We start from the raw sequence: 26,152 nt of genomic DNA, 5'->3' as shown, positions 1-26,152 counted from the left end.
CAATGTTAACGCTTAACACCAAACATCACGCTAAACAAATAGAACCGCCTGACAATCTCATAAAACAGAAAACAACCTAACAGTGTCGCGATTATCATCACTATGGGCTCAACAACCGGGCCAAGATGGTAATTCGCTATATTTGCTGCAAACACAATAATGATAGTTTGATGGACAATATACCAAGGTAATATGGCATCATTCATATAGCTCAATACTGGATGTTGTTTTGATTTTAGTAAACCTGCATAACCTATCGCGGCATAAACCCAACAAAACATATTGATATAAACCACCGTCTCTTTTATCCATGTGTTAATCGTGCTATCAAACTCAGAAATCGATGTATCGTACTGTGGTAAATAACCGTGAAAACGCAGTAGAAAAACCACAAATGATACACACGCCATAACTAACCACATTCTTCGATGGCGAATTATGCTGTCCCAAATGTTAGGTGATTTAGCCAACACATAACCCATAAAAAATGTCGTCAAATAAAGGGCATGATTGTACCAATCACCAAAAAGTTGATTGGTCTGTGGATAGTATGGTTTAAGCAGTACGCCATAAAGAGTGCATAAAACCAAAGGAGCAAAAATCAAAATACAGGGGTTTACTCGGCGAAGTAGCTCATTCCACGGTACGCCTTTAATCAATGGTTTAATCAGAATATAGAGCAAGGTGTAATGCCATAAATACGCCAAATACCACAAGTGATTCCACGTCAATATCCCCATCGGAGTTTGATAATCAACAAAATGAATGGTGTTTATATTCAAATAGATAGAATAGAAGTCACCATAGGTTCCGCTAAACCCTTCTTTTTGGATAAGTTCATAATACAACTGTGGAGGCACAATAATAAGCATGCCAATAACAATAGGCAGATATAACCGCATAAAACGCGTTTTTACTAATTGCCAACTGCTTAGCTTGGCTTCTACCAGCGCTAAAGATAAACCTGAGACTAAAAACACCAAAGGCATGCGCCATTGGTTACTGAGTAGCATTAGGTTTTTGAGAAAACTGCTCTGGTGTTCACTCTTAACGTGCCACTCCCAATCTGCAACATAATATTGGCCGATATGATAAAAAATCAGCAACATAAAAACGGACACTCTTAACCAGTCAACGTCATGTCTGCGTTCTCTTACGGTGTTAAATTGCATTATGTTTCGCCTATATGGAACGAGCTAATATTAGACTCAACAAATGATGGATTATCGTCACAATCAAAACTGATCACTATTCGCCCTTTGACTCTGTGAGTGGTTAAGTGATGAATAGCATTAGATACGCTCTCCAACTGGAAAGGAATAATCCTGTCGATGGGCATCTTAATACCCTTCTCAACCAGCACTTGGAAAGCTTCGTCTATGATCTCTTTAGGGTAGGTTGCAGCAAATTTATAGACTGGCCCTTTTCCAAATCGTGTCGTTAACATGCGTGTACCGATGTGCCACAACACCGAACACAGCTCACGCCAACTCAATTTCTCTTCGCCTATGTACTGCTTAGGACCAACAAGGGTGGCAAATACCCCCGTTTTTTTGAGTACTTTAAACGCGCTTTTCTCTATCTCTTTACCACCAATACAATCAAATACCGCATCATAATGAACGGAATTGTACCTCGCCAAACTGGCGAAATCATTGATGGTATAATCGACAACTTCATGAGCCCCCAACTTGCGAACATAGCTTTCATTTGTTGGTCCACATACCGCTGTGATGTGACAATCCAGACTTTTTAGAAACTGCACCATCATGCTGCCAATGGCACCCGACGCTCCGACTACCACACAGTCGTCTCGTGGTTTGATTCTCGCAACTTTTATTGCACCCCACGCAACACATGCCGCCATGGTAGAAGCTGCAGCTTCAATATGGTTTAAATCTTCTGGTTTATGTATCACCATGCTTTTATCTAGCACTCGATAATTAGCCCAAGAACCTCTTTCTACATGCTCTGACGGTATGGCAACCACCTCGTCGCCAATAGCGATATTGGTGACTGTGTCACCCGTTTTCACTACGATTCCAGACACCGATGAACCAAGGATACAAGGTGAGTTAATAGAGATATCTTTTGGGCCGTAAAAACGACCCAATGCCGACCCTTGTGCGGCATAAATTTCATCAATATGCATAGCAGATGCAGAGAGCTTAACCAGTACTTCGTCTTTTCCCGGCAATGGAATCGGCATTTTTTTCATGCTGATAAACTCGTGCACTTTGCCAATTTGGGGTATTTCGGTAAGGCAAATTGCGTCCATATCTAAGCTAGGGAGTGAGTTATTAATGAGAACGTTATCCATTAATCGCTCCTCTTTTGTTATATCTCAACGCCAATAAAGATGGGGTGATCAACAAAGTTAGCACTGTCGCAAAGATTAAACCTCCGGCAACCGTCGAAGCCAATTGCACCCAAAACTTGGCAATGGGTGCACCAAATTCAATACTGCGATTGAACAAGTCAATATTCATCTCCAGTACCATAGGTAACAATCCCAAAACCGTGGTGACAGTTGTCATCAATACCGGACGTAACCTTTGTAAGCCAGTGGTCACAATCGCGTCGTGTACTGACTTACCCTCTTTCACAAATTGGTTAAAGGTATCTATCAATACAATATTGTTGTTCACAACAATACCCGCCAAAGAGATGATACCGAGGCCGCCCATCACAATACCAAAAGGTTGCTGAGACACCAGCAATCCTAAGAACACACCAACTGTCGAGAACAACACGGCACTTAGAATAAGAAACGCCTGATAAAATGAGTTAAACTGGGTCACCAGTATCAATCCCATCATAAATAACGCCCCCAGAAAAGCTTTGACTAAGAAGGTTTGTGACTCTTGCTGATCTTCATTTTCACCTTTAAAAGAGATCTGTACGTCAGGGTCACTGTCTCTCGTTATTAGTTCGGAACTAATTTTAGAAAGTACCGAATCTAACTGAACACCTTCAGCGAGATCTGCCTGAATAGTTAGCACTTGTTCGCCATCCACTTTATGAATCGAAGGTTGGCGTCTATCAGGAGTAACATCGGCAAAATTGCTGATGGGTACCATTCCTTGCGGAGTATTCACTCTGATATTTTCAAGGTTATCGAGATGACGAAACTGTTTAGGGTATCTAACCCTAATATCCAGCTCTTCTTCGCTGTCGTCAGGTCGGTAACTGCCAACAACCAATCCCGTCGTCAACATTTGTACACTCGATCCAACAATGGTTGGATCTGCCCCAAATGACGATGCTTTTTCTCTATCAACAAGGATCTTCCACTCAATACTCGGCTGCTCACCGTCGTCTGTCACATTAACTAACTCAGACATCGAGTTAAGTTGTCGCTTTAGCTGATTTAACGCTGGTTGCAGCTTATTTAGATTCGTCGCACTCACTTCCAGCATTAATGCTTTACCATTATTTGGACCATTGCTTTTGCCGCGAACTTCCACTTTAATCCCAGAGATGCCATCTAAACGGCGACGGACTTCTGCGACAATCACATCAAGATGTTCTCTCTCTTGCCACGGCACTAAGTTTCCTCTGATCATGCCAACCTTATTGTCGGTGCTGACTCTGGAGTACAAAGATTCGATACTATCAATGTCCAAAAGACGCATTTCCACTTCTCTCATTAAGTCACTTTTTTCGTAGATAGATAGATCAGCAGGTGAACGAATGGTGAGGTTAAACGTGCCAGTATCGATTTTTGGAAAAAACACCACACCCTTGCCATAATTTGAATAGAGCATAATAACGGACACCGAAAACAGTAGTGCAACTATCAATGTCGCCAAGGGGCTTCTCACTACTGCAGTTAATGCTCGGCCATACACTCGCAAGACTATATTGTTGCCCTCAAAGCTGTCATTAGCGGTCTCAGCAGCACACGATTTATCTAGATGAGCTTGTAACACCTGTTGCACCGGAGCATTGACTTCAACCTTTTGACATTGCTCAACAACCTTGGAGTTGCCCGCAAAGACAGCGCCAAGAGTAGGTACAAAAATAAGAGCCATAAATAAAGATGCAACTAAAGTAAAAATCAAAGTTAGAGGCAAATACTTCATAAAGTCGCCCATAATTCCCGGCCAAAACAGTAGTGGGAAAAACGCTGCAAGCGTGGTAGCGGTTGAGGCGATGATCGGCCAAGACATCCTTCTCGCCGCAGTTTGGTAAGCAACTTTTTTGTCCTCACCAGAAGCCATCTCTTTTACGGCATATTCGGTGACCACAATAGCCCCATCAACGAGCATACCCACGGCCATAATTAGACCAAATAGCACCACAATATTTATTGTCATACCGAAGGCGACCAATAAGATAATGCCAGTTAAAAACGCACCGGGTATTGCCACGCCAACAAAAGCGGCACTTCGCCAACCTAAAATAACAACAATAACTAACACAACTAAAATGACGGCACTGGCTACGTTATTTTGTAGATCAGAGAGCATGTTTTTGACGTCAACAGAGGTGTCACCTACGTAACTCACTTCAATACTGTTTGGCCAACTTTGCGACAAGTCGCCAATTAACTGACGAACCTTACTCACCGTTTCTATAGTGTTTTCACCCGCTCGTTTTTTAACATCTAAAGTAATGGCGTATTCACCGTTAAGACGAGCAATGCTTATTGGGTCTTCCAATACTCGACGAATAGTTCCAATGTCACCAAACGTAACCACTTTATCGCCAGACACTTTAATCGGCATGGACAAAATGTCGGATATGTTCTCAAATACAGATGGAACTTTAATGGCGAGTCGACCTTTACCGTTGTCCATATTCCCTGCTGCAATCAATCTGTTATTGCGCGATAAAAGACCGAGAATGTAGGCGTGATCCAGTTGATAACTTTCCAATAACATAGGGTCCAGTAACACCTCTACCGACTCTTTCCTTTCGCCACCGATATCAACGGCTAACACCTCAGGAAACGTCTCAATATCATCTCGAACAGATTTAGACAAAGTGATTAATGTACTTTCTGGTACTGAGCCAGAAAGCACCACTGTAAGAGCGGGAGCCCAAGCCGCCAGCGTAATCTCTTTGACTATCGGAGCATCAGTGCTAGGCGGTAATTCACTTTTTCCCAGCTCTACTTGTTGGCGCACATTTGCCAGCGCCACTTCTTTCTTGATGCTTGGCTCAAACTCCAACGATATGCTTGCTCCCCCTTCATAAGCATCACTCAGCATCTCTTTAATGCCTTCAATATCATTGAGTTTCTTCTCGATAGGACGAAGTAACAACCGTTCGGCATCTTCTGGTGAAATACCATCGTGAGACACTGAAATACTAATGAACGGAAGTGGCACATCAGGATCAGATTCTTTTGGTGCTAAAGCGTAGCTAGCGGCGCCAACGAAAATCAAAATAATGAGAAGTAGAATGAAAGTTCGACTTCTCTCAATAGAGAAACTGATGACACTATTCATGGTTATTACTCTCTACTCGGACAATGTTTACAGACTCTCCTACAGAGACAAAACCCTGTCCCAAGATAATAATATCCGCATGTTGCTCTAACCCCTTTAACCATACTCCGTCATGTTCGGTTTTGAGAATGTCGATGGGCTTAAAATCAACTTTACCGTGAGTTACCGTTTTTACGCCTAAGCCTCCCTCTTTACTCAATACCAAAATTGACGGAGAGACTTTAATAGCCCGCTCAACACTGGTTGGCAGCTCTACTTTCGCGCTTGTGCCAGCAAATAATTTATTATCATGATTGGGGATTTCTATCTCTACAGTAAAGGTGTTGGTTGGTCGGTTAGATACACTAGATAGATAACTAATATGGCCACGAATAGTTTCATTATTTACGGTAGTGACAAGTGCTTGTTGCTCTTTCATTAGCATGTAGACCTCTTTTTCTGTTACCTCAGCAGCAACAATAAGCGGCTGCATTTTTTCTACCCCTGCAACAGTTTGTCCTACCGACACATAGTCTCCCACTTCAACAAAACGCTCGTTCATCACTCCGTCTTGAGGTGAACGTATGGTCGATTTATTAATGGACCGTTTTAATTTGGCAACCTGTGCTTTTACACGCTTATATTCAGTGCGAAGCTTTTCAAGCTGAATCTTTCCTTGGAAGCCACGTACTGCCAGCTTTTGGGCGCTAACTTGCTCAGCTTCTTTTTGCTTTAAGTCTGCCTGTGCATATTCGAGATCATCTTGTAAGCTATCTACATCAATCTTAGCGATCAGATCTCCAGCTTTAAGCACACTCCCCCTCTTTGCATAGACAGCAGTAATCTTACCTTCGATTTCTGAAGCAACCGTAACACTAAGATAAGGCTCAGTTCTGCCATTTAAGGTAATACTCTTTTGCACCATCTCCGCTTCAAACTGTTTAACGCGAACCGTGTAAATGCCCGAATTGTTTGCTTTTGCATTCTCTAGAGAGAACTCTCTCTCTGCCGACATGGTATTTTGTTCTGGCGACACATTTTCGGCTGACGAAAAGCTTCCAGAAATCATCCAGCCTGCAATAGTCAAAACGGAACAAAGGCCAACAAGATTTGATTTATTTAACATGACATATTCTTTCCATCTTTATGTGTATGGTAGCGTTTGACTAGAATTTCAGCTTTAGGCCAAACGAAAGTGCAATTATTGTCTGGTCATAAAAGTTGATATTCGAATCACTTTGAGAAATGGCAGAGAATGAAACAAACGACAAATAGTCGATGTTAAATAATGAAGCGTACTCATAGGCAATGAATGCGCTATAACTGTTATTGGCCTGCGTCTTATCAAACCGAGGGTTAAGTGCATTGTAATCACTGACTGAGTAATCAATATTGAAAGAAAATATGTGATTATCGTACAGGTGAACTAAGCCTAGGCTTGCACCATAGGATTCAAATGACATCGCATCACCTTCTGCATGGTGTTCGATATAGGTAACAGAAGGTGAAATGAAAGCAGAAGCGGACAACTGTCCCTGATAACCGATATTGAAGTAGCGGCTATTACCAGATCGTCTTAGCAATTTCCTATCTTCAACGGCCAACTGACTGCCCGCTTCGTCATTTTTGACCTTATTGTTGCTATAGCCAAAATCAACAGACAAACCAAAACCAGACATAGGCATAACCTGCACTCTGACCCCTTCACTTTCACTGTCTGTGACTTTTCTTTTGCTTCCTGTTAAATAAGGGTCTTGCCAAACTTCAGATGCAGAAAGTTTAGGAATGTAAGACAAGCTCAGCACTGTGTCTTTAAAGATCGCGTTCTTATAACCAAAGGCCATGACAAAGTTTCCCGAAGCGATATCATCCTGAGAAACCCCAGCAAATAACTGTTCTCGACCAAAATTGTATTCCACTCGTCCAAGCGGAAATAACAAGTTTAGTTCATCAGAATCACCTTTTTGGTCAATAGAATTAGCATCCAGAATTTGGTCATTTTCAACGTTTAAATTAGACTCCACAGACATTATTCCAGCGTTGACCCCAACCTCGCCGCTAAAGTGACCATTAAAAAACTCAGATGCTTGAACGTTGTTAGAAAACACGCCCGTAATCACCAAACAAGGCAACAACACGTTCGTTTTAAGACTCTTCACACACTTCTCCTTGGCACTTGCAATCACAATTGAAATGCCACACTAAACAGTAAATCGCGCTTTCATTACGCAGCTTCACTACTATCATAGGGAAGATTAAATTTAATACTGTGTCGCTTTGTCGGGGTTTGTCGAGAGCTCTAGCTAAGAGATCTGGCCATAAAACAAGTATCTATGAGAGGTTCACTCAGCGATTAAACTAAGGCGTTGATGATATAAAATAAAAAATTGGACGAATGATTAAAAACTTTGCATAAACTCAATCAATAACTCACACAGTTCGGGACAAATTTATGGTCAGCCGGACAATTCCTGACAATAGCCTACATAACTAGACGGTGTTCGACCTACTGAGTGCTACTATATACAGACGCCATTCTGTTTATTCTTATAGCTTTAGTGGAAATCTCGTATATGAAACTGGCTTTAATCATCTTAACTGCCTTGTTGATGCTCTCTCTGGCTTTGATTCAAATTGTTATCTTCCCCACTTTCCAATCAAGATTTACCGAAAGCTCAGAAACGTGGGAGTTAAATTACCTAACTGACGGCCAAATAACCTTATTAGCTGAAAGCCTTAAATCACTGACGCCTCAACAACGTATGATTAAATTGGAAGAGATCCGCACTGAGTTCGGCTTTACTTTGCAACTTCAATCGTTAGACGATCATACATTTACAAACGAGCAATTAGACACTTTGCTAGCAGGAGAAACCGCTGTCGATTTACCCAACAGATCAAGTTATCACCTCATCGATGACAACCAATTCATTGCTTTTATCTCACTCGAAGAACTACCCAAACACTTAGTGAGTAAAGCGGAGCGATACGTTATGGGTTCGTTGTACTTGATCAACAATGAGCTAACCGCCTTGCCTATAAACCAATGGGATGAACACTTTCTCACTATCCAACAACGCTACGCGCACCCAATAGCTCTAAAACATATTGACGACACCGAACTCTCTGAGCAGAACATAAAACGACTTCATCAGGGTGAACTGGTAATCATTAAAACGGAAGAGTCGGAAAGAATTGGTTACCCAGCAGACCTTGCTGTTCAAAAAGTTGGAGAGTCCGACAGAGTGATTTATATGGGGCCTTTTGTCGATACTGTGTTAGATCGTATGATGTTTTTATTAACCATCTATTACGTCTGCTTTGGCTTGTTTATTCTCGTTCCAGTTTTATTGTGGCTACTGCCAGCATGGTTCTCGATGAAGGAGCTTAAAACTGCCACCAGCTCCTTTGGCCAAGGAAAATTTAATACCCGAGCAAAGCTAATTCCCCTTAGCCAACTCAATCATCTATCACAAACATACAACGAAATGGCAGAAAGAATTCAAGGCTTAATCTCTTCACACAAGACGTTAACCAATACAGTGTCACATGAACTACGCACTCCAATTGCGCGTATTGAATTTAATATTGAGTTACTCAGAGGGCATATCCATAGCGATTACGCGATAGGACAATTAGGACAGATCGAGAACTCAGTAGATGAGTTAAATAAGCTCGTCTCTGAAATGCTTACCTACGCCAGATTTGACCGAGAAGCGCCTGTACTCAAGTTAACAAATACCAACCTTTCTACATGGTTAGAAGACCAAGCATCGACATGGCGAGAAGCTAACCCAGAGATGCAAATTCTAGTAAATATAAACACACCTATCGAAGCTCAAATCGATGTTTTTTATATGAACAGAGTAATCAACAATCTAATAAAAAACGCCATTTGCTATGGTAATAAACAAGTGGTTATTTCGGCCATAAAGTTTAACCATCATTATCGTATTACGGTAGAAGATGATGGTGTTGGTGTTAACTACATTGAACGGCACGATATATTCACCCCTTTTTACCGTAGCAACGACCATAAAGAGAGAGATAAAGGTGGTTCTGGGTTAGGCTTATCAATAGTCAAACTGATTGTTGATTGGCACAAGGGCGAAGTCAGTGTCAAAAGGTCGCTGTTAGGGGGAGCCAGTTTTCGCATAACCCTACCACACTCCATAAGCAGATCGGCACAATAAACTGAGCAGGCAAAAATGAATTCCAAAGTGATGATTGTAGAAGATGATGCGCCACTCGCGCAGTCCATCAAAGAGTACCTAACCATAGAGCAATTTAATGCCAAAATAGTATCTAAAGGCTCAGATGCTGAAGAGGCGGTTTTAGAATGGCAACCAGATATTGTATTACTTGATGTTATGTTGCCCGGAAAAGATGGCATATCTATCTGTCGAGATCTAAGGCTCAAATTTGATGGCATCATCATCATGTTTACGGCTAAGGATGAAGAGATCGATCAAGTGGTGGGGCTAGAGATTGGTGCAGACGACTACCTAACCAAACCAGTGAAACCGAGAATATTGCTAGCTAAGCTCAAAGCATTTTTGCGAAAGCAGGAGCGGCTTTCAAACCTATTACCTGAAAAATCAAACTCATTAACTGCTGGCGATATTCACGTTGATTTAGCCCTACGCCAAGCATTTTTAAACACTGAGCTGCTCAGCTTAACCGATGCAGAGTATGACTTGTTGGTACTGCTGGCAGAAAATGCTGGCACAGTGCTATCACGCAACACTATCGTAAAAAAAACCCGCGGATACGAGTATGACGGTATAGATCGAAGCGTTGATAACCTGATAAGCCAGCTAAGAAAAAAACTCGGAGATGACCCAAAGCAACCAGTCAAGTTAAAAACCATACGTTCTAAAGGCTATATATTACTGGATAGGTAATCTGTACCTTTAAAACGGTACCTTTTACTGCATCACTTGTTACTCTTCACCAGTTAAAAGAACTTATCTGAGCGTGGGAAGTGACTTATCACTTCCCAACTTAGAAACTATCGCTAAACAAGCGGCCTTACACGGTTAAGACACTTAAGCACTAAAGATATTTTGCAATAATCTCCAAAAGATCATCGACTTGGTAGGCGATGTGATCAGGTTTGACAGTCCAAGTTGAAGGCTCTGAACGGCTGTAACCTGCCGCGACAGACACTACTTTATTATTTCCGCCAAGCGCCGTCTGCAAGTTGCGGGCGAACTGAGTGTCAGCTTCGTGATCGCCAATATACATTAGCAATTTATCGTTAGCCTCTCCCAACATAGACGCCACACACTTTGTGCCACCAAAAGGGTGAGGTTTTTGATTTCCATTAGAGACATCGTCATAGCCAACTATCGCCTTAAACGGTGCTTCGATGCCATTGCTGTTGAGCACGCGACGAATATTATTCTGCGAGTTTTGCGAGCAAATGCCATGGGGCAACTGAGAATACTTCTCTACCACATGTTTAATTCCGTCGAACAATTGAACCTCTGTGGTGTTTTTTTCTTGATGTTCTGCCCACATGCCACCAGCGACAATCATCTCATCATGAGTTAAGCCATAGTAATCCACATAAAGCTGTTGCCAGTTCTTCGCACCGTGATTGGCTTCATGGTAGGACTCTTCACTACGTAAATACTTAGGTAAATTGTCACCCGTTAAACGAGGAGCAACAATGGATAAAATTGTTTTAGTAATGTCTATATTTTTGGGAACAGAATTAACTAAGGTTCCATCATAATCCCAAAGAATTGCGTCTAACTTCATCATTACCTCATTACGATTAAAACTGCTGGCGATCATACTCCATGGAGCTAACCGCATACTAATTATTTAAGCCAAATAGTCATAAAATTCTTCTTACAATCAATGTTCGCTTCACAACCGAGTCTTTTACCACTCTGACTTGAGCGGGACAGATTAAATATGCGTTATAAGATTTTAATCGCAAATAACAAACTTGATGCATAGTAAGCTTTACAACCTCATAATGATAAATGGAGTTAATTATGCCTGGTGCTTTTGCCCACATAACCGCCGTTAATGTGGCCTCTGCCAACACTGCATTACAGGGATTAAGTATGCCTAACAATGCCAAAAAAGCGTTGGCTCAAAACAAACGGTACATAGAGCTTGGTTGTGTAAGCCCCGACTACCCTTACCTCGCGATCATGGACTCGGCACAAAACAAATGGGCCGACGAAATGCATTACAACAACGTCGGCAAACTCATTAATGCCCTCATCCAGCAAGTCAAAACGGTGGATAGCGAACAGTTCGATAAAGCCTTCGCGTGGCTCTGCGGGTTTGTTGCACACGTAGCAGCCGATATCACCATTCATCCGGTTGTTGAAATGAAAGTTGGCCCCTATGCAGAAAATGCCAAACAGCATCGAATTTGCGAGATGAATCAAGATGCGTACATCTGGCCTTTAAGAATGCAGCTGGGCGACATTGGCTTCGCTGACCGAGTAAAAGAGAATATTGGCAGTTGCGTCGACAGCAATGACGACCGTTTGATAGACCCTGTTATCAATACCATCTGGTGTGCCGCCCTTTCTCGTATCTACCCCGAATACGCACAACAGTGCCAACCCGACATTAATGTGTGGCACAAAGGCTTCCAACTGGTTGTAGACCACGCCGAAGAATCTCATCGCTTATTCCCATGGGCAAGGCATGTCGCGTCTAAACAGGGGCTCACATACCCGCTTCATGAAGATGTAAACAGCACATTTATCGAAGGTTTAGAAACACCAATTGGTCATAAACATTACGATGAGATTTTTGACAAAGCAGTTGAAACAATTCAACTGTTTTGGGAACAGACAGCAAACGCTGTTTTTGCAGAGCAAACAAATCCGTTTTTCAAAAACTGGGATTTAGATACTGGACGCTGTGAGGATGGACATCTTACCGCTTGGGAGAACCTATGAGATTAATAACACAAATCGCCTTGATACTGGCGCTAACTTCCTGCGCGACTCAGGCAAAATACTCTGATGAAGTCATGTACGATTTAGCTTCCGTGTTAAAGGATGTTAGCCAAGCGGTGGATGGTGAACTTAAGTTTGGCAATACCGCCAACCTAACCAATGACGCGATCATCAAAAATGCCACTTCGTCAAACCCCAAGCAGTTAACTCGACTTGTGGAGTTAGCAAAAGAAGGCAACATTACTGATTATCGAATCATTTCCCAGTTCCAAGGTGACAATGCCGTCATGATGATATGCGACGGTGAAGTGGCGTTAATGGAAGACGCCGGTTGCAACGCTGAGTTCGATAACCCCTACTGGAACAACCCTCAACCAAACAGCTGCGCAATCACATTAAATGCTGCTGAGGTGTGTTCAAACTAGAAGTAGGTAGTTAGGTGATATTGCGTAATATCGTAAAGACGCCATCAGGCGTCTTTCTAGCAACATAGGTTAAGTGCTTCTACTGTTACTCTGGTAACTTACTTTCTAGAGCCCAAAGATCGGCTATGTTTTCGCGCTTTCTAACCAAATAAGCTTTATCTCCATCAACCATAACTTCGGCAGATCTAACACGAGCATTATAGTTTGATGACATTGAAAAGCAGTATGCTCCAACGGAACGTACCGCCAATAAATCACCTTCTTCAACAATCAAATCCCTTTCTTTCCCTAAAAAATCCGCCGTTTCACAAACTGGACCAACAATGTCATAAACGCGAGGTTCACCATTACGTGGAATAATAGCAACTATATCCTGCCAGGCAGAATATAGCGCCGGACGCATAAGATCATTCATTGCAGCATCTACGATAACAAAATTTTTATAGTCAGCATGCTTTAGATACTCGACTTTCGTTACCATCATTCCTGCATTCGCAGCGATCGCTCGTCCAGGTTCAAAAATCATTTCTATTTCAGGGTAGTTAGCCATCCTAGCACTTAAAGCAGAAATGTATTCAAAAGGCAGTGGTGGCTGCTCATCTTTATAAGTCACTCCTAGACCACCACCAAAATCGAGATGTTTAATATTAATATCGTCCGTTATTAGTTCGTCGATGAGATCCAATAACCTATCCGTTGCATCAATAAATGGAGCTAATTCAGTGATCTGAGAACCTATATGGTAGTCAATACCTTGAATGCTAATATTCTCCAATGTACTTGCATACCTATAGACTTCTCTAGCTCTATCAAAATCAATACCAAATTTATTTTCACGAAGACCTGTAGAGATATATGGATGTGTTTTAGCATCGACACCGGGATTAACCCTTAGTGCGATTGGCGCTTTTTTCCCAAGTTGCTCAGCGACCTTATTCAAGCGTACTAGCTCAGACACTGACTCAATATTAAAACAACGTATATTCACTTCTAGAGCACGTGTCATTTCCGCTTCGGTTTTACCCACACCAGAAAATACGACTTTTTTAGCATCACCTCCTGCTGCAAGCACGCGTTCAAGCTCCCCACCAGAAACAATATCAAACCCTGAACCTAGCCTTGCCAGTATATTCAAGACTCCAATATTTCCATTTGCCTTAACCGCAAAACAAATTAAGTGAGGATGATCACCGACTGAATTATTAAATGCATTCCACTGGCGTTCTAGTGCTGCTCTAGAATAAACGTAAAGAGGTGTTTGGTACTGTAATGCAAGATCGGCCAATGGAACTTGTTCTGCCCACATTTGCCCGTCATCTAAATACTTAAAGTAGTCCATGGTTTTTGCTCTCAATAAATTTATGACTCTAATTAGTCCTGTTTCTTGAGGCTCTCTACTTAGATCTTTTCAAACCTATTCATCTATTGATCACAGCAGTTAATGAACGCCTCTGAATGCGATGGAGTAACCTTATGCTAAAAAGCTTCCCGGTATCCAAAAAGCCCTTGACTGCCACCAGTATGCAAAAACAACACATTACTATTTGGTTTGAGCTCTTCTTTGGCGCACAGGTCGATCAAACCTGACATGGCTTTTCCTGTATAAACAGGGTCTAGCAATATCCCTTCTAGTCTTGCACAACTTTGTACTGCATCAATCATAGCTGGTGTTGTTATTCCGTATCCTTCACCATAATAATCTCCATTAGCAACCACTCTACCTTTCGCTAACTCGGGGTCTAATTCAAGTTTCGACAAGGTATCTCTTAGTAACGATTCTACTAATTGTTGCTGTTCTACGGCTGATCGACTGACGGTAATGCCAAGTACGGGGATATCTGACTTAGCGGCAATAAGACCTGCGAGTAAACCTGCTTGTGTACCCGCACTTCCTGTTGCTAAAACGATCATATCTATCTGAATATCATCAGTGCGTACTTGTTGTAGTATTTCATTAGCGCAACGTACATAACCAAAACTTCCAAGAACATTAGACCCCCCCATTGGGATAAAATAAGGTCTATGGCCCTGCTCTATTAATTGGCTGATTAAAAAATCGGCATAGCTGTCACAGCTATGTTCTGAGTTTAATGAATGTACTTTTGCACCAAGCAAATTATCGAGTAACACATTACCATTATTGTAATAGTCCGTTTTTGGAGTACCATCGACATCTTCCAAAATTAGCTCACAATTAAACCCAAATTTTGCGGCTGCAGCAGCCGTTTGCCGAGCATGATTTGATTGAAAACCGCCAACCGTCACTAATGTATCTGCTCCTTTATCCTGCGCATCTGCAATGAGATACTCTAACTTACGAGTTTTATTCCCTCCCCCCGCTAACCCAGTGCAGTCATCACGTTTAATATATAAATTACAGCCTAGTTTGTTCGATAATCTCGGTACAAACTCTAACGGCGTTGGTGCATGAGTAATTATCGTTCTTTTTATCTGCTCAAATCTGTTCATTTAAATTGATTTCCATCTTATCTGCTGAGCAAATTTGCAAAGAATTACGTAACGTTTAATCGTCGCAAATAAGCAAACAGTTGAATATAAGTCAGTTTACGTTGGGAGCAAGTGCCCCCAACCTTGGTTCGTTTATATCATTGAAAATCCAACGATTGAGAAAAGCATCGCAGCAATAACGCCAGTAACAATTGCATATGGGAACTGAGTTCGAATATGGTCAATATGGTCATTACCAGTCGCCATAGATGACACAATGCCGGTATCACTAATTGGTGAAGTCATGTCTCCAAAAATAGCGCCAGAAATTGCCGCGCCAATCATCAGCTGTGGCTCAATTCCAACGGCAGCACCAATCTGAATACCGATTGGAATCATTATCGAGAATGTTCCCCAAGAAGTACCCGTAGAAATAGCCATAACGACTGCAATTAAAAACACGAATGCAGCGGAGAATCCGGACGGAATCACTCCATCAATAGAACTTACAATATACGCACCTGTATTTAAGTCACCAGATACATTACCCATTAGGAAGGCTAGTGTCATAATTGCACCCAACGGGATCATTGTTGCGTAGCCACTAAACAAATGTTTAAAGAATGACTCAATAGTAAGAATTTTTTTACCCACAAAGTAAAGTAGCGAACAAGCCGTACCAAACATTACTCCCCAAAAAACCGAAGTAGAACCGGAACCATTAGCAATATCACCATCGCCAGTAATAAACAGACCTAGTGGAACCATAAAGATAGTAGGAACAAGAGGAATAATGAAATTTAGAATAGACTCTTTGCCATTGGCGGTTTCGACTATTTCCACTTCTTCTTCTGATGTAATTGGGAACGCACCTTCACGTAATTCCTGACCAGCAGCAGCACGCTCTTCAGACTCGCCCATCGAGCCCCATTTAAAACCAGAAAAGATATAGAAGAGCACAGACGCCAGTGTGAGCCATGCCATGAAGTTATACACCATGGAACCAGCGAGAATTCCAAACGGTTCTCCATCGACAAAGCCTTTACTAACTTGTACGCCAATAACTCCCATCATTGCAGCGCCCCAGCCGTTTATCATCACGCTTGAACAGACCGATACGCAAGACCCTTGAATGACATAAGCCATCTTTTCACGGGAAACGCCGTAGCGTTTAGCAAGTTCTTTAGTTGATGTTCCTGCCGCCATTATTGAGATAGAAGACTCAATAAAAATGATGCTGGTAATGAACATCGCTAACAACTGAACCGCTTTTTTGTTATTAATGATGTTAGCTTTTTCCGTCAGGTAACGCACAAGAGCCTTTGTACCACCAGTCACTTGAATGAGGCGAATCAACCCTCCCACCATAAAGCAGAATAGAATAGTTCGCGTATTACCTGCGGATCCGAAGATTCCGATGATGCCGTCCAGTGTTGTCGCTACTCCAGTAAATGGATTAAAACCATTCATGACTGTAAAGCCAACAAAGATACCAGCAAGAAGTGACAAGATTACTTGTCTTGTATAGATAGCTAAGCCAATTGTTACCAATGGAGTAATTATTGTCCAAATGCCATAATCAGTCATGAGATTATCCTTTTAATGCTTGTTTTAAGTCGTCAATTAGATCATTTGAGTCTTCAAGACCAATAGAAAGTCTTAAGGTTGTTTGATACACACCCATCGCTTCACGTTCCTCTTTTTTCATTGAGCCATGAGACATTGATGCAGAATGATTTATCATGCTTTCGACGCCACCCAATGATTCAGCTAATACAAAATAGTTAAGCTTTCCAATGAAGCTTTTAAGATCTTGAAGATCACCATCCAGCCGAACAGTTACCACTGCACCACCAGTTCGCATCTGCTTTAAACAAAGCTCATATTGAGGGTGTGAGGGCAATTTGGGATAGTGCACATCAATAACCTTCGGATGCGACTCTAAGTACTCAGCAACAACTTGTGCATTTTCACATTGCCTATGCATTCTTACATCTAATGTTTTTAATCCTCGCAATGCTAAATAACAATCAAAAGGAGAGGCAATTGCACCAACGGTTGTTTTATTAAAATCAATGATTTCAGCCAGTTTTTCATTATTAGTAATTAAGGCGCCACCAATTAGATCTGAATGGCCACCGATATATTTACTAGTCGATAACATAACCATATCTGCACCCAGATCTAAAGGGCGCTGATTCCATGCGGTTGAGAAAGTATTATCAACACAAGTTATAATTTTCCTCTCCTTAGCTAACTTACATACAGATTCGACATCAACCAGTTCCAAAAGAGGATTCGTTGGTGTTTCAATCCATATCATTCTAGTGTTTTCTTTTATACAACTATTAACGAGCTCTATATCATTTAGATCAACATACTCAAATTGCGTTCCAGAACTGTTTTTGCGTAGTTTCTCAAATAGTCGATACGTACCACCATAAACACCACACATCACAATCACATGAGAATCTTTCGGTAATAACTCCATCGCCAGTGCAGTGGCAGCCATTCCTGAAGCGGTTGCCGTCGCAAACACACCGCCTTCTAGTTCTGCCAGAGCAGACTCATATGCATATCGTGTTGGATTTGCACAGCGGCTATAACAAAAGTCACCACCTTCGTGTAAGTTAGGTTGAATAAAGGAACTTGCCGTAGTGATAGGAGGGAAAATAGCATTGTTTCCCTTATCATGTTGGTCGCCCCCATGAATTACGCTTGTTGCAATCTTATTACTTTTCATTTTTTCGCCATTATTTATCTTTTGTAAAATCATATTTGATAAAATTATTATTAATAATTTCCATGCGATACAGACACTTAGTGGAATGTCACTAAAATATTAATAACTTGGATTTCAACGAATATCACAATCATCAACACAAGTTAAAAACAAATACAAACTTGAAGTTAATTGTTAATTCATAATTAGACTACCTTCAAACAAAGAGAAAAAAATTATTTATTTTGCCATAACAACACACTAACAGGGGAAATTTTTCTATAAAAACCAACTAAAGAAAAATTATATTTTTCACCTTGATTAATATCAACACAAATATCAATAAAACACGATCAACTTCAATATAATAAATAAAATTCACCCATAAAAAACAACATCAAATAATAAAAAACGACGATCAAAGTCTCAATAAATGAATTTTAAATCCGAACAAACAAAACGAACTCACATCGAAAACGAAGAAAACCTAAATATATATCAAATAGGTAACACAGAGATAGAAATTAAAGGAAACCACAGAAATAAACTTATATTAAACAGATAAAAACAGCTCAATAACAGGAGCGTTAAATATCGTATGAAGAAAATAAACGAGCAAAATTCAGGCAAGAGGAGAAAGAAAACATCAATAAATAACAATGAGTTACAAGGCAATCAGGATTTAACACAAAGAATTCGCTTTACTCACCCCTGCTATACTCACTTAATTACATTGATAAAAGAAGAGACAAAATAGAAGAATAAAACCAAGAGTAGTTATTTAAACAAATCCATAAAGAGTAGACAAGAGCACAACAAAATATATAAAAATAACAATCCAGCCATAAGAAAAAGTTGTAAAATAATTACAAATACAGAAAACAATAAAGCAATGAAAATAATTTAACAACTAGAATTAATTACACAGAAAAAGCATTAAAACCTTAGTAACATATCATTCCAACTAACCCCCCCATGATTAGACGCGGATATACCTTGAAACTCAAAGCCTTGCTGTTGATAAAAATCAACCAAATATTGTTTACACGTTAATACCATTCCTAAGTGGCCTCTGGATTGGCTAACTTCAATAAAGTGTCTAGTTAATAGAGAAGCGTATCCTCTCCTTTGATAACTAGGATCTACCGCCAATCCAAATATGGTTTGGTATTTTCCTTCAGGACAATGTAATGATGCATCAGAGTAGAGTTCATCAGGTAATTCAGGTTTATCGTAAATACAGCCGTTAATATGACCCACTATTTTCCCATCTACTTTAAATACAAAAAAACACTCAGGAAAAGCAGCAAAACGTTGCTTAAACGATTGTAAACTTGCCGCTTCAGCTTCGGGAAAGCAAAGAGCCTCTATTTCATGGATTCTAACAATGTCTTCTGCCTTGGCCGGAAAGAAATGATGCATACTGCCCTCGCTCCAAAAAATAGAGTAATTAACGATCATTTTAGCTCATTCGAGCTTCATTTAATCAATATTGACTGTGAACAACGAAAGTGTATTCTTTAATCACATATTAATGAAATGCATTTTATTCAACTGCCAAATGAATGGAGAACATAATTGCCATTACCTAATATTGATCTAAATTTATTAAAGTTGTTTGCCAGCCTATATCAAACAGGTTCTGTTACTGCCACGGCTATCGAATTAAATCTTTGTCAGTCAGCATGCAGCCATGCATTACAAAGGCTTAGAGAACGGCTGGGGGATGAGCTTTTTGTCAGAGCGGGAAATCGAATGTTACCCACTGACTACTCGATAAGACTAGCTGAGCATCTATTACCCGGCTTAACTATGATCAATAAAGGATTGGAGTCATCACATCCTTTTGAGCCATCGGAGAATCATCAATTTAAAATCTCAGCGACAGATTATACGTGTTGGTGCATGCAACCTTTTGTCTCAAGTTTGAACCAAACATACCCAGAAATAGATGTAGAGTTTGTACAGTTAGATGAGCGAATACCAGAGCACTCATTGAAAGAGCGTGAGTTAGATTTAGTTTGTGGTTTTTCACATCAAAAAGAGTCTTCTGAAAGCATCGCGCATTTAACGTGGTTTGAGGACAAATACGTGTGTACACGCAACCGAAATCATCCCGTGCAAGATGAAATCACACTGGACCAGTTTCTTTCTTTTAAGCATGTACTCGTGACGCCGTGGAATGAACCTAGAGGAATTGTAGACATTTCATTATCAAAACTAAAAAAGAAAAGGCAAATTGCAGTAAAAACCGCAAGCCTCTTAGCCGCACCTTCATTTATACAAAACACACCTTACTTACTAGTGTTACCAGAAAAGTACGCGAATCAGGTTGAAAAACAACTACCAATAACCTTTTCTCCCATTCCGTTTAAAGTGCCAAACTACAAGTTGACACTTTATTGGCATAAAACGCGTCACAACGATCCTAAGATAAATTGGTTTATTCAAAAGTTTTCCGAGTTTCATTCCTTGTAGAAAAGATAAAACAACGATTTTAGCTAGGCAGGATTTCACTGCCTAGCTAAATAGCCACACTGCTTGCTATTAACCATCGCAGGTTCTGTTATCTATAGAATTCAATAGAACTCGATACAGTTTGAAACATAAAGTACAAGCTGTGCTTATTCTTTATAAGCGATGGCTTCTACTTCAATCAGCACACCTAAAGGCAGTTCTTTTACCGCAAAACAGCTTCTTGCAGGGCAGTTATCCGGGAACATCTCGGTATAAACGTCATTAAACAACTGAAAATCTTCAATATTGGCCAAAAAACAGGTTGTTTTTAATACGCTATTTGTAGATGCGCCACCCGCCTCTAAAACAGATTTTAAGTTTTTTAGCGATTGCTTGCTCTGCTCAACAATGCCACCACTCACGACTTTGCCTATGTTTTTATCGATAGGAAGTTGTCCTGATGTAAAGACTAAGCCACCAAAAGCTGTGGCGTGAGAATATGGCCCGATCGCTTCTGGGGCATCACTTGAACTAATGATCTCTTTCATGGTTTTCTCAATAATAATAAATGTGCAGTACATGATAAATCGGCCATATAAGCATATAGCCGTGACTTTCATTCACCTGACATACAAATTAACAAATGATGTATGACAAAAGGCAGAACGCTATAACGTTATCCAGCCAATTGATCTCTAACCAGCTCTACCCAAAACTGAGCGCCAGTCATTAATAGCTCATCATTAAAGTCGTAGTTTGGAAGGTGTAGCGCGACACCGCCTTTGTCACCTGTTTTTCCGTTACCAACAAGCATATAGCAACTCGGCACTTCTCTTTGCATAAACGAAAAGTCTTCCGATATACAATAAGGTTTGCAGTTGGTATTGACTTTATCTTTGCCGACAATGCCTTCTGCTACTCGCGCTGCAATCTTTGACTTCTCTTCATTGTTAACCGTAGATAAAACACAATTTGAAAACTCAAAGTTGTATTGCAAACCGGCAGAACTGCATTGGCCTGCTACGACGCGTTCCATTGAGTGTTTGATCTTTTCCTGTGTCTCGTCAGTAAAACAGCGAGTATCCCCCGACAAAGTCACAACCGTAGGAATAACATTGGCACCGCCATTGGTTTCAATATTAGTAACCGTTAGCACTGCCGGTTGGTGAATTGAATCTAACTCTCTGGTGATTATCGTTTGCAGCGCCACGCCAATGTTACAAGCGGTAATGATTGGGTCTTGGCCTAAATGCGGCATGGCGGCATGGCCGCCACCTGCGAACACTTCAATCTTAAAGTGATTCTCACTTGCCATGACCGAGTTAGGGCTAATTAAGAAGTGACCGACCTCTTCTCCCGGTAAATTATGCATGGCATAGACAGAGTCAATGTTCCAACGAGTGAATAGCCCATCTTCTATCATCGCTTTTGCCCCGGTACCTTGCTCTTCAGCGGGCTGAAAAATAAAGTACACCGTGCCATCAAAATCAATCTCTTTAGCTAACTGAACCGCCGCACCTAATAACATTGCCGTGTGTCCGTCATGGCCACAGCCGTGCATCATGCCCTCGGTTTTAGAACAATAATCTACCTTGTTCTCTTCCTGTATTTTCAGGGCATCAAAGTCAGCTCTCAAGCCGATAGATTTCGTGCTGTTGCCCTTTTTTAAAATGCCAACCAAGCCCGTTTTACCAATATTTCGGTGAACTTCAATACCAAAGCTTTCTAGGGTTTTAGCTACATATTCAGAGGTTACTGTTTCTTCAAATCCAAACTCTGGGTGTTGATGAAAATAGTGTCGCCATTCTATTAATTGTTCTTCTAAGTTCATAAATATCGTCCTTTCATTCGGGTAAAAAGAGAATAACCACCCCCCTTTTTACCCGTATATATTCATCAATAAAGACAATGGCTACTTGCCACTCAGTAATTTGCCATAGCCAGAACAGACGGCCGTTTTTCCACACAACTGCATAGAGTGCCAAAATAGTGCTGAGTTACTCGACACCACAGGAACACCATACTTATCTTCTAAGTACTGAATGTGATCCACGGCGCGAAGGCTAGTGCAAGACATAAAGACAACTTCTGCTCCGGTATCTTTGGTGAGAATCTCAAGGCCTTCCTCAAAGCTACTTAATGGCGCTTTATGGAGAATATTGTCATCCATGATGCCCAAAGAGGTAATGGCAACCACTTCAAAGCCTTCATCTTCCAACTGCTGAACAAGAGCAAAGTTCACCTCTGTTGGATAAGGCGCAAAAACCGCCACTTTTTTAGCATTAAGGTGTTTAAAAGACGCTTTGGCGGCACTCCAAGGATTGGTGGTAGGGATATCACCGCGCCCTTCCGTTAATAATCCAGAGACTTTCTCTTCGCCGATAACAATAGAGGCAGAAGTACAAGCAAACGCCATAACATCCATTGGCAACCCGTCCGCCACTAACAGTGCGCCTTGGCCAATGCTCGCCGCCACATTGTCGAGCGCTTCAGGTGTCATACCATTTTCTTTAAATATGCGAGTGCTAAATAGTGCGGCTTGCTCACCAAGTAAGTGAGACCAGTCGGTTTCGAGCGTATGGTCATTGGCGAGTTGGACTAACCCGATATGCACTTTATCTGGGCGTGGGGCTGGTTCAAATTGGAGTTTAACTTCAAATTCATTGTATTGTTCGAAATTCATATTAATACCCTTTGTTATATCTGTAGTAACTATGCTGTCTGTGGTAGCAATAGGCAGGCACCACATCGGTGCCGTACCTGATATTGCGAAACTCTTTACCTACAGCAGCACAAACCTAACCAGTAAAGATGAGTGTTAAGCATTTAGCCTTAAGCCATTAATTAGTTGTTTACTGCCGACTCTGTCGCAGGTTCAAGGTGAACGTCATCACTCTGACTGGTCACATTAATCTCCTTGTCCTTCTTAATGGCGTAAATGATTCCGGTAATAAACGCCACAGCCGTGACAATAACGATGTACAACTTAATTGATGTGATTGAGTTATAGATAAGGATGCCTTGAACAACACCCGCAAGACCCACCATCACATAGAACCCCCATAGCGGAACATGCTTCCCAAACTCTCGCGTTGCCCATGCATCTGGAAACTTCTTAGGCAGCATTGCAATAGCAACCATCATGAAAATACCGATACAGATATCCGTAAGAATATAAGTGTTGGCAATGGTGCTAATGTCCCAACCAAGAAGGATAGGTAACATAGACGCTAACCAGCAAAGGGTTAGAATTTTCCATGGTGTGCCTCGTCTGTTGGCAACAGCGAAACTCTTAGGGAACCATCCATCGTGCGTTGCCGCCTGAATAGGTTGTACGTAAGAGGCGTAAACACTATTGATGGTTGTGGATAGCGCCATAAATGGACCACAAACCATAAAGAACACAAAGAGTGGAGAAGAAAGAACTTCTCGGGCAACCAGTGTCAAAGGTTGGTTAGCCACTTCATCAATAGGAAGAACGCCACTCGCCACCACAGAGACACCAAGATAAATAAAGATGATCGCGATGGTTGTACCGATCATGCCAAACGGAATGTCTTTCTTTGGACGCTTAGCGTATTTACTGAAATACATTAAGTAGTACTGACAGTAGGTAGCAAAAGAGAGCAAACAAGCCGCTTTAAAGATGCCCATGCTGCCTTGAGACGCAAAGTCAGGATTGGTTTGTGGTGTAAGAACAGCAAAATCGACTTGACCAAATCCAATCAAAATAAAGGTTGCGATACCCACCATTAACAAGGTTGTCATCATGTTTTGGAAGCGAGACAGTGTATCTAAGCCAAACAAGTTAATAATGTAGAACACCGTTAAGCCTGCGATGGCACCAGCAGAAGGAGTAACCGTTGGAAGCAAAGAGTTGATGTAAAACCCTAACGCTAATGCATATATAGCGACGGTAGGGAAATAGAGAAAGAAGCTTACAACATACATCCCTGCATATTTTTTACCCAGTATTCTACTGATGAGAGCGTAAGGCCCGCCATCTAACACAAGCGCACCACTAGCAAATAGCATTGGAATGTTATAAAAAATACCAAATACAATGGCGATGCCAAATGCTAACCACAATGCATGGCCCGTTAAGCCGATGCCCGCACCGACAAGTGAAAACAACCCAGCACCAACCGTGATACCGATCCCCATAGCCAACAGTGTCCATTTACCTAGAACACTGTGGTTCGTATCTGCAGAGTTAGACATTGTAGATCCCCTTGTTATCAACGTTTACTGGGTATGTTTCTTCCCGAGTGACGTTCAAAAATTGTTCATTGTTCATATTTTCGCCCTTTTTATTTCGCTTACTTATGCATGCTCTAATCAATAATGATCAGCTCAGGTTCAGCTCGTCTTGATAGCCACTCTGCACCGTCTTCAGTAATCACAATGTTCTCTTCGTGCAACATCATCTTATTTGGCGCATACGTCATACCCGGCTCTAATGTCATGATCATGCCCGGCTTAAGAACAGTGTTATCGGTAGAGGTATTTGACGGTCTTTCTGTTAACTCCATCCCTAAACCATGACCCACCCTGCCAATGTCGTTACCTAGTGCGCCGTTTTCTTCTAGCACCTTCCACATCGCGTTATAAATATCGGTAGTGGTTGCGCCAGGACGACAAGCAGCTTCAAACCCTTTACTGGTTGCTTCATAAGTCGCACGGTAAGCCGATTTGATTTCTTCACTGGCGTAGCCAAACGCCCAGTTACGGTCGAAATCTGAGAAGTAACCATCCCAAACTGCACCAGTATCAATCAGCATTACGTCACCGGGTTCGATCACTCTGTCTGTTGGCCCCATCAAAATGTCGTAGTAGCCATCTGGCCCAGAACCCGAAATAACAAACGGTGTTTCATCGGCCCCTTCCATTCTCAGATCCAAACTAAACTGCTTACAGATATCACGCTCTGTCATGCCGGGTTGGGCATAGCTCGGTACCTTGTCAAACGCTTCGTTTGTAATGCGGCATATCTCGCGAGTTTTCGCTATCTCTGCTTGGGATTTGATTTGGCGTAACTCATGCACAGCAAGGGAGACATCAACAAACTCACTGCTTACCATGGTGGTGAGTTGCAGGTAGTTATTTACCGGCATACGTAAGTGAGACTCAATGCCAAGAGTCGCGCCAATTCGTCCATGTTTACGAGGAAGCGTATTTAGCGTGTTAGCCAATAGACTGATGCCGTCATCTTCAGGTCTAGGGGAAGACCAAGTGAAAATATCGTCTATCCATGTCTCTGCCATGCCTTTCGCCCCTATTTCGGGAATAACCGCAATAGGCTTGCCTTCTGCAGGGACCACAACGAACCACGGGCGAGTTGGGCTGTGCCAAAACTGGGAAAAGAAGCCAGTAAAATAACGCACGTTTGGTTCTGTGGTAAATATCATTGCGTCAAGCTGCATGTCATGCATGACTTTTTGCGCGCGAGATGTTCTATTTTCAAACTCTTGTACAGTAAAACCACGGCTGGGCTTTTTCATGTGTACCTCTTTTGTTTACTTTTTATATGGATGAGTACTTAATTAATAAACAATTGATTTTTATAAAATTAAAAATCAATATGGGCAAATTAGCGGATAATAATCAAACTAATATTGCTCGATTAATTTATTAATTATGTTTTCATGTTTATTACTGGATTAATTTATGTTGCACTTAAACATATCCAGCTAATGATTTATTAAGTGCAACTTGTAGAGTATTTAATTA

21 protein-coding genes are annotated in these 26,152 nt (G+C 41.3%); 5 read left to right on the top strand and 16 right to left on the bottom strand.

All coding sequences use genetic code 11. The features are described from left to right. Positions 1-5: 5 nt before the first annotated feature. From CHJ_RS05770 to CHJ_RS05750, 5 genes are read right to left on the bottom strand one after another with little or no spacing between them, the layout of a single operon-like run. Positions 6-1,172 (bottom strand): acyltransferase family protein, encoded by a 1,167-nt coding sequence (locus CHJ_RS05770; RefSeq protein ID WP_317917124.1) that lies wholly within the window; start codon positions 1,170-1,172, stop codon positions 6-8. After that, positions 1,172-2,320, bottom strand: coding sequence for an NAD(P)-dependent alcohol dehydrogenase (locus CHJ_RS05765; RefSeq protein WP_317917123.1), 1,149 nt, complete (start codon positions 2,318-2,320; stop codon positions 1,172-1,174). The genes CHJ_RS05770 and CHJ_RS05765 overlap by 1 nt, the downstream gene beginning before the upstream one ends. After that, the gene (locus CHJ_RS05760; RefSeq protein WP_317917122.1) at positions 2,313-5,456 is read right to left on the bottom strand and encodes an efflux RND transporter permease subunit; all 3,144 of its coding nucleotides are present in this window, start codon (positions 5,454-5,456) and stop codon (positions 2,313-2,315) included. The genes CHJ_RS05765 and CHJ_RS05760 overlap by 8 nt, the downstream gene beginning before the upstream one ends. Then, positions 5,449-6,561: an efflux RND transporter periplasmic adaptor subunit gene (locus CHJ_RS05755; RefSeq protein ID WP_317917121.1), complete on the bottom strand. Its 1,113-nt coding sequence runs from the start codon at positions 6,559-6,561 to the stop codon at positions 5,449-5,451. The genes CHJ_RS05760 and CHJ_RS05755 overlap by 8 nt, the downstream gene beginning before the upstream one ends. Before the next feature lie 40 nt (positions 6,562-6,601). Continuing rightward, on the bottom strand, positions 6,602-7,594 hold the full coding sequence (locus tag CHJ_RS05750; protein WP_317917120.1) for a DUF2860 family protein: 993 nt from the start codon (positions 7,592-7,594) through the stop codon (positions 6,602-6,604). A gap of 414 nt (positions 7,595-8,008) precedes the next feature. On the opposite strand from CHJ_RS05750, the gene CHJ_RS05745 reads away from it, so the two are divergent. Continuing rightward, positions 8,009-9,628, top strand: coding sequence for an ATP-binding protein (locus CHJ_RS05745; protein ID WP_317917119.1), 1,620 nt, complete (start codon positions 8,009-8,011; stop codon positions 9,626-9,628). 15 nt (positions 9,629-9,643) lie between these two features. Continuing rightward, a complete protein-coding gene (locus tag CHJ_RS05740) occupies positions 9,644-10,339 on the top strand; it encodes a response regulator transcription factor (protein ID WP_317917118.1) in 696 nt (231 codons plus the stop codon). 151 nt (positions 10,340-10,490) lie between these two features. On the opposite strand, the gene CHJ_RS05735 is transcribed toward CHJ_RS05740, so the two are convergent. After that, positions 10,491-11,201, bottom strand: a complete 711-nt coding sequence (locus tag CHJ_RS05735) for an HAD family hydrolase (protein WP_317918082.1) — start codon at positions 11,199-11,201, stop codon at positions 10,491-10,493. 242 nt (positions 11,202-11,443) lie between these two features. Here CHJ_RS05735 and CHJ_RS05730 point away from each other — a divergent pair, with 242 nt between their 5' ends. Next, positions 11,444-12,370 carry a zinc dependent phospholipase C family protein gene (locus CHJ_RS05730; RefSeq protein WP_317917117.1) on the top strand — a complete coding sequence of 309 codons (927 nt, stop codon included), beginning with the start codon at positions 11,444-11,446 and terminating at the stop codon, positions 12,368-12,370. Continuing rightward, on the top strand, positions 12,367-12,795 hold the full coding sequence (locus CHJ_RS05725; protein WP_317917116.1) for a hypothetical protein: 429 nt from the start codon (positions 12,367-12,369) through the stop codon (positions 12,793-12,795). The genes CHJ_RS05730 and CHJ_RS05725 overlap by 4 nt, the downstream gene beginning before the upstream one ends. An 85-nt stretch (positions 12,796-12,880) precedes the next feature. On the opposite strand, the gene lysA is transcribed toward CHJ_RS05725, so the two are convergent. From lysA to CHJ_RS05700, 5 genes are all read right to left on the bottom strand, one after another. Then, positions 12,881-14,134 (bottom strand): diaminopimelate decarboxylase, encoded by a 1,254-nt coding sequence (gene lysA / locus CHJ_RS05720; protein ID WP_317917115.1) that lies wholly within the window; start codon positions 14,132-14,134, stop codon positions 12,881-12,883. 137 nt (positions 14,135-14,271) lie between these two features. After that, entirely contained in the window at positions 14,272-15,264 is a 993-nt protein-coding gene (locus CHJ_RS05715) for a D-cysteine desulfhydrase (protein ID WP_317917114.1), read from the bottom strand. Between the two features lie 132 nt (positions 15,265-15,396). Next, positions 15,397-16,830: a Na+/H+ antiporter NhaC family protein gene (locus CHJ_RS05710; protein ID WP_317917113.1), complete on the bottom strand. Its 1,434-nt coding sequence runs from the start codon at positions 16,828-16,830 to the stop codon at positions 15,397-15,399. Between the two features lie 4 nt (positions 16,831-16,834). Beyond that, entirely contained in the window at positions 16,835-17,986 is a 1,152-nt protein-coding gene (locus CHJ_RS05705; RefSeq protein ID WP_317917112.1) for a trans-sulfuration enzyme family protein, read from the bottom strand. Positions 17,987-18,901: 915 nt separating this feature from the next. Beyond that, complete coding sequence (locus CHJ_RS05700; protein ID WP_317917111.1) at positions 18,902-19,426, bottom strand: GNAT family N-acetyltransferase; 525 nt, start codon at positions 19,424-19,426, stop codon at positions 18,902-18,904. 117 nt (positions 19,427-19,543) lie between these two features. Here CHJ_RS05700 and CHJ_RS05695 point away from each other — a divergent pair, with 117 nt between their 5' ends. Beyond that, positions 19,544-20,443 (top strand): LysR family transcriptional regulator, encoded by a 900-nt coding sequence (locus CHJ_RS05695; RefSeq protein ID WP_317917110.1) that lies wholly within the window; start codon positions 19,544-19,546, stop codon positions 20,441-20,443. Positions 20,444-20,589: 146 nt separating this feature from the next. On the opposite strand, the gene CHJ_RS05690 is transcribed toward CHJ_RS05695, so the two are convergent. From CHJ_RS05690 to CHJ_RS05670, 5 genes are all read right to left on the bottom strand, one after another. Further along, positions 20,590-20,970 carry a RidA family protein gene (locus tag CHJ_RS05690; protein WP_317917109.1) on the bottom strand — a complete coding sequence of 127 codons (381 nt, stop codon included), beginning with the start codon at positions 20,968-20,970 and terminating at the stop codon, positions 20,590-20,592. 128 nt (positions 20,971-21,098) lie between these two features. Next, a complete protein-coding gene (locus CHJ_RS05685; protein WP_317917108.1) occupies positions 21,099-22,253 on the bottom strand; it encodes a M20 aminoacylase family protein in 1,155 nt (384 codons plus the stop codon). 81 nt (positions 22,254-22,334) lie between these two features. Beyond that, positions 22,335-23,105 carry an aspartate/glutamate racemase family protein gene (locus CHJ_RS05680; protein WP_171751903.1) on the bottom strand — a complete coding sequence of 257 codons (771 nt, stop codon included), beginning with the start codon at positions 23,103-23,105 and terminating at the stop codon, positions 22,335-22,337. Positions 23,106-23,266: 161 nt separating this feature from the next. Next, positions 23,267-24,643, bottom strand: coding sequence for an APC family permease (locus CHJ_RS05675; RefSeq protein ID WP_171751904.1), 1,377 nt, complete (start codon positions 24,641-24,643; stop codon positions 23,267-23,269). A gap of 113 nt (positions 24,644-24,756) precedes the next feature. After that, positions 24,757-25,923, bottom strand: coding sequence for a M24 family metallopeptidase (locus CHJ_RS05670; RefSeq protein ID WP_171751905.1), 1,167 nt, complete (start codon positions 25,921-25,923; stop codon positions 24,757-24,759). Between the last annotated feature and the right edge of the window lie 229 nt (positions 25,924-26,152).

The sequence above is a fragment of the Vibrio sp. MACH09 genome, from assembly GCF_033238805.1.
GTDB lineage: Bacteria > Pseudomonadota > Gammaproteobacteria > Enterobacterales > Vibrionaceae > Vibrio.
Note: the sequence above shows the minus strand (reverse complement) of the source record. Positions and strands in the feature narration are given on the sequence as shown.

Excerpts from the sequence above, each read along its gene's own strand:
- CHJ_RS05770 (WP_317917124.1), bottom strand. The coding sequence starts at position 1,172 with ATGCAATTTAACACCGTAAGAGAACGCAGACATGACGTTGACTGGTTA.
- CHJ_RS05765 (WP_317917123.1), bottom strand. The coding sequence starts at position 2,320 with ATGGATAACGTTCTCATTAATAACTCACTCCCTAGCTTAGATATGGAC.
- CHJ_RS05760 (WP_317917122.1), bottom strand. The coding sequence starts at position 5,456 with ATGAATAGTGTCATCAGTTTCTCTATTGAGAGAAGTCGAACTTTCATT.
- CHJ_RS05755 (WP_317917121.1), bottom strand. The coding sequence starts at position 6,561 with ATGTTAAATAAATCAAATCTTGTTGGCCTTTGTTCCGTTTTGACTATT.
- CHJ_RS05745 (WP_317917119.1), top strand. The coding sequence starts at position 8,009 with ATGAAACTGGCTTTAATCATCTTAACTGCCTTGTTGATGCTCTCTCTG.
- CHJ_RS05740 (WP_317917118.1), top strand. The coding sequence starts at position 9,644 with ATGAATTCCAAAGTGATGATTGTAGAAGATGATGCGCCACTCGCGCAG.
- CHJ_RS05735 (WP_317918082.1), bottom strand. The coding sequence starts at position 11,201 with ATGAAGTTAGACGCAATTCTTTGGGATTATGATGGAACCTTAGTTAAT.
- CHJ_RS05730 (WP_317917117.1), top strand. The coding sequence starts at position 11,444 with ATGCCTGGTGCTTTTGCCCACATAACCGCCGTTAATGTGGCCTCTGCC.
- CHJ_RS05725 (WP_317917116.1), top strand. The coding sequence starts at position 12,367 with ATGAGATTAATAACACAAATCGCCTTGATACTGGCGCTAACTTCCTGC.
- lysA (WP_317917115.1), bottom strand. The coding sequence starts at position 14,134 with ATGGACTACTTTAAGTATTTAGATGACGGGCAAATGTGGGCAGAACAA.
- CHJ_RS05715 (WP_317917114.1), bottom strand. The coding sequence starts at position 15,264 with ATGAACAGATTTGAGCAGATAAAAAGAACGATAATTACTCATGCACCA.
- CHJ_RS05710 (WP_317917113.1), bottom strand. The coding sequence starts at position 16,830 with ATGACTGATTATGGCATTTGGACAATAATTACTCCATTGGTAACAATT.
- CHJ_RS05705 (WP_317917112.1), bottom strand. The coding sequence starts at position 17,986 with ATGAAAAGTAATAAGATTGCAACAAGCGTAATTCATGGGGGCGACCAA.
- CHJ_RS05700 (WP_317917111.1), bottom strand. The coding sequence starts at position 19,426 with ATGATCGTTAATTACTCTATTTTTTGGAGCGAGGGCAGTATGCATCAT.
- CHJ_RS05690 (WP_317917109.1), bottom strand. The coding sequence starts at position 20,970 with ATGAAAGAGATCATTAGTTCAAGTGATGCCCCAGAAGCGATCGGGCCA.
- CHJ_RS05685 (WP_317917108.1), bottom strand. The coding sequence starts at position 22,253 with ATGAACTTAGAAGAACAATTAATAGAATGGCGACACTATTTTCATCAA.
- CHJ_RS05680 (WP_171751903.1), bottom strand. The coding sequence starts at position 23,105 with ATGAATTTCGAACAATACAATGAATTTGAAGTTAAACTCCAATTTGAA.
- CHJ_RS05675 (WP_171751904.1), bottom strand. The coding sequence starts at position 24,643 with ATGTCTAACTCTGCAGATACGAACCACAGTGTTCTAGGTAAATGGACA.
- CHJ_RS05670 (WP_171751905.1), bottom strand. The coding sequence starts at position 25,923 with ATGAAAAAGCCCAGCCGTGGTTTTACTGTACAAGAGTTTGAAAATAGA.